Genomic DNA, 12028 nt, shown 5'->3' with positions numbered 1-12028 from the left:
TGGCAGTGCTTTGACCTGCACGAACGCGAGGAAACCGCGATGTCCCCAACGCTGAACAGCCCCACAGAGATCCACCGGTGGTGTCGCAACTTCCCTGGCACCAGACCCCAGGTCCGCGAGGCACGCCAGTTCGTCATGAGCTACCTAGGCGACCGCCCCGAGACCGACACTGCCCAACTGGTCGTGTCCGAGCTGGCCACCAACGCCATCCGCCACACCCGAAGCGGACTTCCCGGTGGCCGATTCGGCGTCACCCTCCACGCGGGCAGCACTCTGCTGATCCTCGCCGTCCTCGACGAAGGCGGCCCCACCGCCCCACATCTACGCCAAGCCGAAAACGACGACCAGAGCGGACGCGGCCTCCACCTGGTGGAGACCCTGACCACGCGTTGGGGCGTCCATGGAGACGAAGTCGGCCGCACAGTCTGGGCCCTCATCCCGCTCGCCCCCGCCGGCCAAGCCGCATGAACGACTGCCTGTCTCCCCACCTGCCCGAGCCGCAACCCAACTGCACACGGCTCGTATGGCTCACCGCCCGTAAAGAGCCACGACGCAGGACACTCCTCTGGACCTGCCACTGCGATGACATCATCTACGAACTGTGCGCCACCGGTGGCCAAGTCTTCCTTCGGCGTACCAACCGAGACTCCAGAAAGGCATTCGAGACCCACCGCATGAGCACGCGAGAGGGGCATGCCACGTGGCAGGCTCTACTCGAAGGGCGCGTGCTGTGAGTCTCTTCATCCCGATCGTCTTCTGACCTGTGGCTGAACTGTCCTAGGTTGGCTCGCGTGAACGAGCGAGGGCGGATCTATCGATATGTGGGACCGGCCGACGTGAAGGCCGCAGTCCGGTCAGGCAACGAAGGCCGTCCCATCCGTTCAGAAGCTGACTTCGACGGCTGGGTCGCGGAGAGATCGGCTGCAGAACTGGCCGAGCCGTTCACCTTCGTGGTCGACACGGACGGCGTATTGCGGCTGGCGCCACGCCGCAGCGAGCATGTCGCGTGTGCCGCCGGAGGCCCGGCACTGAGCGCCGGAGAGATCGGGTTCAGCCGTGAGGAGGGACGCTGGGTGGTCAGCGAGGTCAGCAACCACTCGACCGGGTACTGCCCGGACACAACCTCATGGCCGGCGGTCGCCCAGGCTCTCGATCGGGCCGGCCTGAGGCGTCCGTCCGACTTCACGAACGAGGTGGTGTTCCGGCGCTGCGTCGCCTGTCGGGAGCGCAACATCGTGCGAGAGGACTACTTCGTCTGCGTCTTCTGCGGGAGCAACCTGCCTGCGGCGTGGAACGTGGACCCGTTCGACGGTGCTCAGGAGCAAACCGACCGTTAGGCGCTTCGCCACGCGTCGGTGACGCAGGACTCCTCGAAGTGCCACCAGCCATCCCTTTGGCCACGCGTCAGCAGCGCCTTGATCCGCCCAAGGTCTGCGTCAGCGGGCACGGTGAAGGCGACCAGGGGAAGCTCCGAACTGAAGGATTCCCCACCCAGCCCTAACGGGGCCAACTGCTCATGCACAGCCTGCACGCTGCGCCCCAACGGTCCACCAGGCGCCGGCAGGACCCGGACCGTGCAGTTGCCCGACGCTTCCACCCGCTTACAGGCCCAGTGAAGACCGTCGCCATCGGTGACGAAGCGCACCACGTCGCCCTCGGCGACCCCGTCCTGCAAGAACGGGGCGTTCGCCACACGCGCAGTGTCCCCGCTCAAACGCGTGGCCCAGAGGCCTTCGGTGTCGTAGGGAAGCCAACCTTCCCGCGGTACGAACCGGAACCATACCTTGATTAGGTCCGGTCCTGTGGGGAGGCGTTCGGGAGGGGCAGCAAAGACCATGCCCACATGATCGCGCAGTCTGCCGACTGCCTATCAAGATCATTGGAAGGGCAGGTGGCCGGATGAGACTTTTCTCTACGTCTTCAAGGTCGTCCGCCTGCGGCGGCCGACGGCGCGTTTGGGCGCCAGCTGGCCGCGCTGCGGCTCTCCGGCCGGTCGCGGCCAGCGCGCCCACGCGCCCGTTCGCGTCAGCGATGGCTAGGACAGCCGAGCCGACATCTCTTGCCACGGCGTAGTCGGGATGATGTGGCCAACGTGCGATGGCGGAGCCGTGGTCGGCGGCGACTTCGGGGCTCTGTCCTGAACCCCGGCCTTCCTCGGAGATGGGCCGGATGCCGAGCCATGGTGGGTGAGGGGCTGGGGTGGAAGGCCAATCATCTCCTCGCCGGTCACCCCGAGGGAATGCCAGACGAGGAGATGGCCTGCCCAGGGTTGAGCGAACGCTGCGCGGGGCTGGATCGTTGTATCGCTGTGACGGGGATGGTCGGATTTTTGTGTGCGTTGTGCGGTATCCCCGAAATGAGGACAGTCGCGAGACCGATGTACCAGAGGAAGCGGTGCGGTGATGCTGACGGAGGCACTGGCGGCGCTGGCAGGGGCGGCAGGATCGGCTCTTGTCTCGGCGATGACCGAGGACGTCTGGGAACAGGTCAAGGCTCGCTGCGCCCAACTGCTGGGCCGCGGCGACGCGCAGGCCGAGAACAGGCAGGCTGAACGACTGGAACAGGCCCGCACGGCGTTGCTGGCCGCTGATGATCGCGACCGTACGGCGCAGGATGCGGTAGCAGCGTGGACGACCCGCATCGGCGACGTGCTGGACGAGCACCCCGGCGAGGAGAAGGCGGTGCGGGAACTGGTCTCGTTCGTCACCGCACACGTCCCCACTGCGGCCGCAGGCGCGATCCAGATGAACGTCAGCGCCAATGATCAAGCGCAGCAGGCAGTTCAGGGACAGGGCATACAGAATGTCACCTTCGGCTCTCGTCAGCCATGACCACACCATCCGATGCGGATGACGACGGCAGCTTGACCGCGTCCGCGCACGATCACGCACAGCAAGCCCTCCTGGGCAGCGGTGTCCAGAACGTTCACTTCCACGGGACGGGTCGACCCAAAGTAACGGTGCAGCCACACTTTTTCCTACCTTTTGGTCGAGATCGCCTGTTCGGTAGGGGAGAAGACGTTAAGTCGCTCGTTCGCATAATTAATTCGATTGGCTTACGCCCGAAGATCGCCAAGCCTGTTGCCATTAGCGGACCGCCCGGTGTCGGGAAGACTGCGCTCGCGCTGGCTTTAGCGCGAGAAATAACAATGAATCCAGAGTCGGGAAATATTCCGTACGTGGATCTGGAAGGCTGGACGGTCGGCCGTGCCCCAGTTTCCGCCGAATCTGCCTTGGCAAACCTGCTGTATCTCGCGGGCGTACCGGAAAGTCCCGCTGTGATCGAACGAGGAAAGAGTCTTTGGGCCACAATCATGAGAGAGCGAGAGATCGAAACCATCGTTCTCGATAACGTCCACAATGTGCGGCAAATTCAGCCGATTCTTGATGCAATCTCCCACTGTACGGTCATCGTTACAAGCAGGCATAGACTGGTCACGCTATATGGCGCCGAGCACTATCGGCTCGATCCGCTGAGCAGTGCTAGCGCCAAGAAATTATTGGCAGAGGCCTCAGGGCGTTCTTCATCGGAGACTTCGCCGGAGTTCGAACGTCTAGCATCGCTCGTGAGCCACCTGCCTCTAGGGCTTCAAATCATCGGCGCTAGGCTGGCGGAAAGTTCTGCAGTGACGGAGAGCGAGCTCATCGTAGAGCTTGACGGCAAGCAAGCTATGAAGGCCCTCGACATCGAGGATCTGTCGATCGAGGCCGTATTGGACCTTTCCTACAGGGGTCTTACTCAAGACGAGAAGCATGCATTGCTATTAATTGGCGCGCTTAGCAGCCCTGAAATCTGGCCCAACTATCTTGCAGAGCTTATCCAGAAGCCATCGGGTGAAGCGAAGAGACTTCTTGTTGGCCTAGAGCGAAAAAATCTTCTTGATACTGTTCGCCGCAACCTTTGGCGTATGCATGATTTGATCTGGAAATATACCCGAGAAAAGGCGTCCAGTGACCTATCTGCAGAGGAGCGTGAAGTTGCGTCACGTATTCCTGCATTTATCACTAGTTCATTCCAGCCAGATGGGGGCGGTGTGGGGATAGCTCCATCTCTGGAGGGGGGCATTCTTGTGCGTGATATGAAACATGGGCAAGGTCCCGTTCTTGAGTTTTCGCCCGATGAATGGGATGTTCTCTTGCGTCGAATCAGAAAGCATGATCTCTAATCGAACCATCTCAGAGCCACTGTTAGTAGCCTTAGTCATCAAGGCCGCCCCAATCTTTGCCCATCAGCCTGCAGCCTTACTCTCCGCCTACCGAGAATGAGCAGAGTGTCTGCTCCGGCATGCGGGGCGCATGATCTGTCACAGCGCCGCTTCCGGTGGCTCTTGTCTGCCGTCTCTATGCTCCGGGTCGGATTACAGCCAATTAGCGCGGTATACCTCAGCCTTTGCCGCACCGCTCGCACCCCGATGATGCAGTACATGCGGCAGATCACGAATTTGAAAGGCGGAATATCATGCTGCCGCACCGCTCCCAGCGCTGATGGGGCAGGTCACAGCCCCGCCAGCCGGTCGCGTGGGATGGCTAGTTACGGCCTGCGATGCATCCTCTGGACAGGGGAAGAGGCTGTCGCGCGGCTTCCGCTCCCCGGGCCCTCGACGGCTCTGCGGTACGGGTCCACTTGCTATCAAGCCTGCGGGATTTCTCCTTTGCTGTATATATAGCACGGATGTACAGCAACGAACGCACACTGCAGCTCATCACTCCGCACTCATGCCTGACCAGCGCTCGAACCTCTGACGATCACTCCGTCATTGACTCGTAATGAAGTGTTTGGTTGAGGCCGGGACGATCGCCGACTTCGGTCCTCGCCGTATGTGGTCTGGGCGATCGGCTGCCGCGGCCCTCCTCCGTCGGGCCTTGCCACCGGGCGGCCTGGGCTGACGGCAGTGCTGACGACAACATATGGCACCATCGGCAGTCACCGGCCGACGCACTCTGCCACAGCCCGTGGAGAGGTGCTATCTGTCCAGGGCGCCTGAAAAGCGGACAGCCGCATTCTCCTATTTGGGTTCGACGGTTGATCGATTGGAATCCGTGTCCTATCAGTCGGCGGAGTGGTCGTCGAGGAATTTATGCCATATGTGCGGTTTGACCCGGGTATCCAGAGCGGCGCCATGGGAGTCGTTTTCGTATCGATCCCAGTAACATAATGTGTTGATCTTCCAAATGGCTTAGCCTGCCTTGTCCCTACTAGATGTGCAGGTGGATGCCATGAGCGAGCAGGCCGCACAGGCGATCGTCGGTAACGAGCAGGCTGAGGTCTCCAGGGAAGTCGTAAGCTCCCCAACGAAGAAGTCGGCGGGGGCGCGGGCAGTTCCGAAGTGGGAGGCTGATGCGCGGGAGCGCGTTCGAGCAGCGATACGGCGCTACTCCAAGCCGCTAACTGATCTTATAGCGCGTGATGCTAATGAAGGGGACACGCGTCTGCTCATCACCGACTTCCTATGCGCAGGACTCGGCTACGACAAATATGACGACCTCACTACGGAGTATCAGGTCAAGGGTGAGTTCGCTGACTACGGCATCCGCATCGACAAGCAACTGATCGCCTTCATCGAGGTGAAGCGTTGCAGTCAGAAGCTCAACGTCAAACACCTACGGCAGGTGCAGATGTACGCCGTGAACGAGGGTGTTGAGTGGATGGTCCTGTCCAACGGCCAAGTGTGGCAGGCCTATCACATGACCGCCGGCCTCCCCGTTGTCATCGACCTGGCCCTTGAAGTGGACCTGCTCAGTGACACCGGCCTGGGTGTCAAGACGGACGCGCTCTTCTACTTGACCAAGGAGGCGTTCAAGCGTCGCCTGATCGATGACCTGTGGAGAGCTCGCGCCGCAACGTCGCCGAAGTCTCTGGCCCAGGTGCTTCTGTCCGACGTGGTGACCGACGCCGTACGCAAAGAACTGCGACGTCAGACGAACCATAATGCCGAAGTCGGCGAGATCCATCGCATCTTGCGCAGCGAGGTACTTCGGCCAGAGACCTTGCTTTGAGGCGTACTCTGGCGGTGCAGCGCCGAGGTTAGCGATCTTGCTAACGTGGATGCTAACAACGGGTCTGGACAACCCTGGATGCTTCTGGGATGGGAACGTTCCAGTAGAGGCCCTGAGCAGGCTTAGACAGCGTCGGTGGACGGGCTCGGACAAGCATCTTCCCGCTTGTAAACAGAAGGTCAGGGGTTCGATTCCCCTCGTCGGCTCGCAGCTCAGAGGCCCTTCGGGAAGATCCCGGAGGGCCTTTCTGATCTCCGTACAACAGCAACGTGGTCTTTCGACGGCAGGAGTCCCGGTGGCAGCGACTCGGATGCTCACGTTCGCCGCGTGGCGTGACGGCCGTTACTTGGGTCTCGAAGAGTTGCTCAGGTCTCTCGGGACCCTGATCGACAGCTACGAGTGGCGATTGACGATCGACTGGCTGATTCCCGAGATCGAGATACACGGGGATGTGTGGCTGTCGACGTGCCAGGTTCTCCAGTTGTTCGAGTCTCACCCGCAGCTTGTGGATGGAGAGGCGGAGGGGCGCAGGGTCGGTTCGTCGGCACCTGATGTTCGCCTTCGAGCCTTCGACAGCACTTCGTGGGATGTCCAGACGGCGAGGCCGGACGTTGCGGGGAGGATCGGTGAGCTATACGCGGATGCGGTTGGACTCGAGAAATGGTGACGGCACCCCAGACGGAGCCATGGAGTGCCTTCTAAGCAACTCTCGTCAGCAATGATCTTTTCGAGAGTCGAGGCTGGCGTTCAGAAGATCGAGCGCTCTGCGCATCTCCGGCGATGGGATCTGGGTGTAGACGTTCATGGTCACGGAGATCTGCGAGTGGCGGAGGATGCGCATCGCGGTTCGTGGATGGACGTCAAGGGCAGCCCGCCTCTGGCAGGCTGCCACGCGTCGGGCGGTCGTTGGCCGCGCTGCGACTCTCGGGCCGGTCTCAGCCGGCGCCGCCAGCCGCCGGCAAGATCCGCAGGCGTATGAACCTTAGCCACTTCGATGCTAGCTAGGTCTGTAACGAATCTCGCAAACTGTGCCCCTGCGCCGTTATCGTCGAGCAAGGTAGCTTCGAGTGGCCTGTCGCGGTCATCCGATCTGTTTGGCAGGGAGCAGCGGTGAGTCACACCCTACAGCGGGTGGCAGGTGCCATCGGTTCCGTACTGGTTGCCGCATTAGTGAATGTAGCAACGGGATTCTTCACTGATCATGATGCTGTTGCCTGGTGGGTCTCCGGTGGTGTGCTTTTGGCCGTCGGTGCTGCTGTGCAGTGGTTCCTCCCTATAGCGGGAAAGGCACCGGAAGGTGCACGACAGAGGGCCACCGGTAACACGGTCGGTGGATCGCTCAGTCAGAAGGCAAAGGGGCGCTCGACTCAGGAGGCGTCCGACAACCAGGTCGTTGGTGACCTAAATCAGGATCAGCATGGATGAGCCACGGGAAAAGCGTCGGTGGTGGTCGCCCCGTAAGCGGGCGAGTCAGCAGCCGAACATTGACCAGCAGGTGATGGGGAGCACCGTCGGCGGAGATCTCAAGCTCACGCAGATTACGGTCTACGGGGGCACAGAGGGGATTGCCGCCGATAAGACGGACGAAGAAGGGCTGGGACAGGAGCGCCAGGAGTATCTTCAGCGGATTCGTGCCCGGTACCGGCGGGTCGATCTCGAAATCCTTACTCCGTTGACCGAGCAGGGCGAGCATCCAGTGATGCTGCTGAGTGAGGTATTTTTTCAGCAGTCTGTGCGAGAGAATCCGCCGCCGGTAGAGTTGCTAAACCTGCCGCGTGAGGTGCTACATCGGCTGGTGGCGGACGAACAGTTGTCGGGACTGCCAGACAACATCGACCTCACTCGATTGGAGGAGGCCCGCCGCGCATATCAGGAGCGTCCGGCACGTCCGGTGCTAGAGGCATTGGGCCGGACGAGCCGTGCTGTCGTGCTCGGTGACCCTGGCGCGGGGAAATCGACTCTGGCCCGTTTCATGATGATGGCTCTGGCGATCACCGAACTTCAGCAGGATGGCTCTGGGGAGCTTGCCGTCGAGTTGCCGGCGGAATGGGTGGGACGGCTCCCGCTGCTGGTGGAACTGCGTACGTACGCAGACCCGGCCTGGCGGGGCAAGACGTTTCTGGACCTGATCGACGAGATGCGGTCCAGCCACCACCTCGGTCTCTCTAAGGTTCGCCTGGAGCGGTACCTATCCGACGGTGGACGCGCCTTGGTGGTCTTCGACGGCTTGGACGAGATCTTCGATCCTCAAGTCAGAGCCGATGTGGTCGGGCAGATAGAGGGATTCGTGGCCCGCTACCCGAATGTGCGGACTATCGTCACCTCACGCGTCGTCGGATATAACCGCTCGACACTCGACGCGGCCGGCTTTACCACCTTCATGCTCCAAGACCTCGACACGCTTGAGATCGAAGCGTTCATCACCACCTGGTATAAGCGCAGCTGTCCTGACGATCCCGCGACCGCGACACAGATGCGTCACCGGTTGCTGGCCGCGATCAACGCTTCCATGGCCGTTGGTGAAATCGCCGGCAATCCCATGCTCCTCACCATCCTGGCCATCATCGGCCGCCGCCGAGAACTTCCCCACGACCGCCGCACGGTCTATCAGCACGCAGTCACCGTTCTGATCGAGCACTGGGATGTCAACAAGCACCTGCGTGCCCACGACACCGATCTACCCCAACTCATCGCCGACGACAAGCTCCGCATGCTTCACAGCGTCGCCCGCCGTATGCAAGACGGACCTGCCGGGCTCGCAGGTAACCACATACCTGCGCGAGACCTCATTGAGGCTTTCGAGACCTATTTCACCGAAGAATTTGGGCTCCCCAAAGATCGCGCCGTCCACGCCGCGCGCGCGATGCTCCGGCAGTTCCAGCACCGCAACTTCATTCTCTCCAGTTTCGGCGCCGGGCTCTACGGATTTGTCCATCGCGCTTTCTTGGAGTATCTCGCAGCCGACGACATCAACCAGCAGCTCACCGACAGAAAACTTACCGATCACGAACTGTTTGACCTCTACGACGTCCATGCCACCGACCCCGCTTGGCGAGAAGTTCTCCTTCTTCTCACTGGAATGATTCCTGAACTGCTCGCAGGCGAGGTTATCTCCCGCCTTGCCGTCACAGGCTCTTATGGGAGGTTCGATGAACAACTTCCCACATCTCAACTGCTCGCCCTCAGTGCCATCAGCGAGATTCGCAGGCGACAGACCCTTAGATCCCTCGCGCCTACCATTACCCAACTCCTCGTCGAACTAATCAGAACTGCCGCTGTCAAAGAAGATGAGTACGATTTAACTCTTACTGCAGCAATTGAGAAGTCCTTGCCGCCCTTCGGCCACGAGACTGCGTGGCTCGATCACTCCCAGCGTGAACGATGGCGCTTGGCAACGGGGAACCGCATCGGGATGCTCCACTCCGCCAGGTATATTGCAGCTCGCCTCCGTTTAGCCGTCGAAGCGCAGACCTTGGACACCCTCAAAGGACACGCAACCACAAGTGCTGAAGCGGTCATACGATTCGCCGCCGTGGAGGCGATCGCTGAGGGTTGGCGTGATGACCCGGAGACTTTTGCCTGGCTTCGCGAGCGCGGCGTCGAGGACGGGCACGAGGGTGTCCGGCGCGGGGCCGTGGAGGCGATCGCTGAGGGTTGGCGTGATGACCCGGAGACTTTTGCCTGGCTTCGCGAGCGCGGCGTCGAGGACAGACACGAAGATGTCCGGCGCGCGGCCGTGGAGGCGATCGCTGAGGGTTGGCGTGATGACCCGGAGACTTTTGCCTGGCTTCGCGAGCGCGGCGTCGAGGACAGACACGAGGGTGCCCGGCGCGCGGCCCTTAGGGCGGTCGCTGAGAGTTGGCGTGATGACCCGGAGATACTGCCCTGGCTTCGCGAGCGCGCCACTGAGGACAGACACGAAGATGTCCGCATCGCAGCCTTTGACGTCATCGCTGAGGGTTGGCGTGATGACCTGGAGACTTCAGCCTGGCTGCGCGACCGCGTCGTCCGGGAGAAACGCTGGATCGTCCGCAGTATGGTCGTTGACACTATCGCCGCAGGCGGACCCCATCACCCTGAGACTCTTGCCTGGCTGCGCGACTGCGCTGTCCGGGACGAACACTGGATCGTCCGTCGCGCGGCAGTTAGGGCTGTCGACCGGGGCGGGCGTGATGACCCGGAGACTTTTGCCTGGCTTCGCGAGCGTGCTACCGAGGACACAGACGAGGATGTCCGTAGCACGGCCGTTAGGGCCATCGGCCAGGGTTGGCGTGATGACCCGGAGATACTGCCCTGGCTTCGCGAGCGCGGCGTCGAGGACAGACACGAAGATGTCCGGCGCGCGGCCGTGGAGGTGATCGCTGAGGGTTGGCGTGATGACCCGGAGGTGCTGCCCTGGCTTCGCGAGCGCGGCGTCGAGGACAGACACGAGGGTGTCCGGCGCGCGGCCATTAGGGCGGCCGCTGAGGGTTGGCGTGATGACCCGGAGATACTGCCCTGGCTTCGCGAGCGCGGCATCGAGGACAGACACGAAGAGGCCCGGCGCGCGGCCGTGGAGGTGATCGCTGAGGGTTGGCCTGACAACCCGGAGACTCTTACCTGGCTTCGCGAGCGCGGCGTCGAGGACAGACACGAGGATGTCCGTAGCACGGCCGTTAGGGCCATCGGCCAGGGTTGGCGTGATGACCCGGAGATACTGCCCTGGCTTCGCGAGCGCGGCGTCGAGGACAGACACGAAGAGGCCCGGCGCGCGGCCGTGGAGGTGATCGCTGAGGGTTGGCGTGATGACCCGGAGACTTTTGCCTGGCTTCGCGAGCGCGGCGTCGAGGACAGACGCGAGGGTGTCCGGCGCGCGGCCGTGGAGGCGATCGCTGAGAGTTGGCCTGACAACCCGGAGACTCTTACCTGGCTTCGCGAGCGCGGCGTCGAGGACAGACACGAGGATGTCCGTAGCACGGCCGTTAGGGCCATCGGCCAGGGTTGGCGTGACAACCCGGAGACCCTTGCCTGGCTGCGCGACCGCGCCGTCCGGGACGAACACTGGATCATCCGCCGTGCAGCTGTTAGGGCCGTCGACCGGGGCGGGCGTGATGACCCGGAGACTTTTGCCTGGCTTCGCGAGCGCGGCGTCGAGGACGGGTACGAGGGTGTCCGCAGCGCGGCCGTTGAGGTGATCGCCTCGGGTTGGCCTGATGGCCCGGAGACTTTTGCCTGGCTTCGCGAGCGTGCTACCGAGGACACAGACGAGGATGTCCGTAGCACGGCCGTTAGGGCCATCGGCCAGGGTTGGCGTGATGACCCGGAGACTTTTGCCTGGCTTCGCGAGCGCGGCGTCGAGGACGGGTACGAGGGTGTCCGGCGCGCGGCCGTTGAGGTGATCGCTGAGGGTTGGCGTGATGACCCGGAGACTTTTGCCTGGCTTCGCGAGCGCGGTATCGAGGACGGGCACGAGGGTGTCCGCAGCGCGGCCGTTGAGGTGATCGCTGAGGGTTGGCGTGATGACCCGGAGACTTTTGCCTGGCTTCGCGAGCGCGGCGTCGAGGACGGGCACGAGGGTGTCCGGCGCGCGGCCGTTGAGGTGATCGCTGAGGGTTGGCGTGATGACCCGGAGACTCTTGCCTGGTTGCGCGACCGCGCCGTCCGGGACGAACACTGGATCATCCGCCGTGCAGGTGTTAGGGCCGTCGACCGGGGCGGGCGTGATGACCCGGAGACTCTTGCCTGGCTTCGCGAGCGCGCTACCGAGGACACAGACGAGGATGTCCGTAGCACGGCCGTTAGGGCCATCGGCCAGGGTTGGCGTGATGACCCGGAGACTTTTGCCTGGCTTCGCGAGCGCGGCGTCGAGGACGGGCACGAAGATGTCCGCAGCGCGGCCGTTGAGGTGATCGCTGAGGGTTGGCCTGATGACCCGGAGACTCTTGCCTGGCTTCGCGAGCGCGGCGTCGAGGACAGACACGAGGATGTCCGTAGCACGGCCGTTAGGGCCATCGGCCAGGGTTGGCGTGATAACCCGGAGACTTTCGCCTGGC

The 12028-nt window shown here is 62.5% G+C and carries 8 protein-coding genes; 7 read left to right on the top strand and 1 reads right to left on the bottom strand.

The features are described 5' to 3' along the window. Together ACWDX9_RS38900 and ACWDX9_RS38895 are read left to right on the top strand one after the other, a co-directional pair. Nucleotides 1-468 (top strand): ATP-binding protein (locus tag ACWDX9_RS38900; RefSeq protein WP_449963390.1); only part of this gene is annotated, 468 nt, incomplete at its 5' end. Nucleotides 469-791: 323 nt separating this feature from the next. Further along, nucleotides 792-1337, top strand: a complete 546-nt coding sequence (locus ACWDX9_RS38895) for a hypothetical protein (RefSeq protein ID WP_449963388.1) — start codon at nt 792-794, stop codon at nt 1335-1337. Here ACWDX9_RS38895 and ACWDX9_RS38890 read toward each other — a convergent pair. After that, on the bottom strand, nt 1334-1693 hold the full coding sequence (locus ACWDX9_RS38890) for a DUF4265 domain-containing protein (protein WP_449963385.1): 360 nt from the start codon (nt 1691-1693) through the stop codon (nt 1334-1336). The genes ACWDX9_RS38895 and ACWDX9_RS38890 overlap by 4 nt on opposite strands. 709 nt (nt 1694-2402) lie before the next feature. On the opposite strand from ACWDX9_RS38890, the gene ACWDX9_RS38885 reads away from it, so the two are divergent. From ACWDX9_RS38885 to ACWDX9_RS38865, 5 genes are all read left to right on the top strand, one after another. Next, a complete protein-coding gene (locus tag ACWDX9_RS38885; RefSeq protein WP_449963393.1) occupies nt 2403-2831 on the top strand; it encodes a hypothetical protein in 429 nt (142 codons plus the stop codon). Further along, nucleotides 2828-4165: an NB-ARC domain-containing protein gene (locus ACWDX9_RS38880; RefSeq protein ID WP_449963383.1), complete on the top strand. Its 1338-nt coding sequence runs from the start codon at nt 2828-2830 to the stop codon at nt 4163-4165. The genes ACWDX9_RS38885 and ACWDX9_RS38880 overlap by 4 nt, the downstream gene beginning before the upstream one ends. Nucleotides 4166-5216: 1051 nt before the next feature. Then, nucleotides 5217-5996 (top strand): hypothetical protein, encoded by a 780-nt coding sequence (locus tag ACWDX9_RS38875; protein WP_449963381.1) that lies wholly within the window; start codon nt 5217-5219, stop codon nt 5994-5996. Between the two features lie 295 nt (nt 5997-6291). Beyond that, on the top strand, nt 6292-6663 hold the full coding sequence (locus ACWDX9_RS38870) for a hypothetical protein (RefSeq protein WP_449963379.1): 372 nt from the start codon (nt 6292-6294) through the stop codon (nt 6661-6663). A gap of 831 nt (nt 6664-7494) precedes the next feature. Then, the coding region (locus tag ACWDX9_RS38865) for a HEAT repeat domain-containing protein (protein WP_449963376.1) at nt 7495-12028 on the top strand (4534 nt) is incomplete at its 3' end.

It is taken from the genome of Nonomuraea sp. NPDC003201 (assembly GCF_053590415.1).
The sequence above is the reverse complement of the archived record's forward strand: the minus strand, read 5'-3'. Positions and strand labels throughout refer to the sequence as shown.

Coding starts and splice junctions, on each gene's coding strand:
- ACWDX9_RS38885 (WP_449963393.1), top strand. CDS start 2,403: ATGCTGACGGAGGCACTGGCGGCGCTGGCAGGGGCGGCAGGATCGGCT.
- ACWDX9_RS38880 (WP_449963383.1), top strand. CDS start 2,828: ATGACCACACCATCCGATGCGGATGACGACGGCAGCTTGACCGCGTCC.
- ACWDX9_RS38875 (WP_449963381.1), top strand. CDS start 5,217: ATGAGCGAGCAGGCCGCACAGGCGATCGTCGGTAACGAGCAGGCTGAG.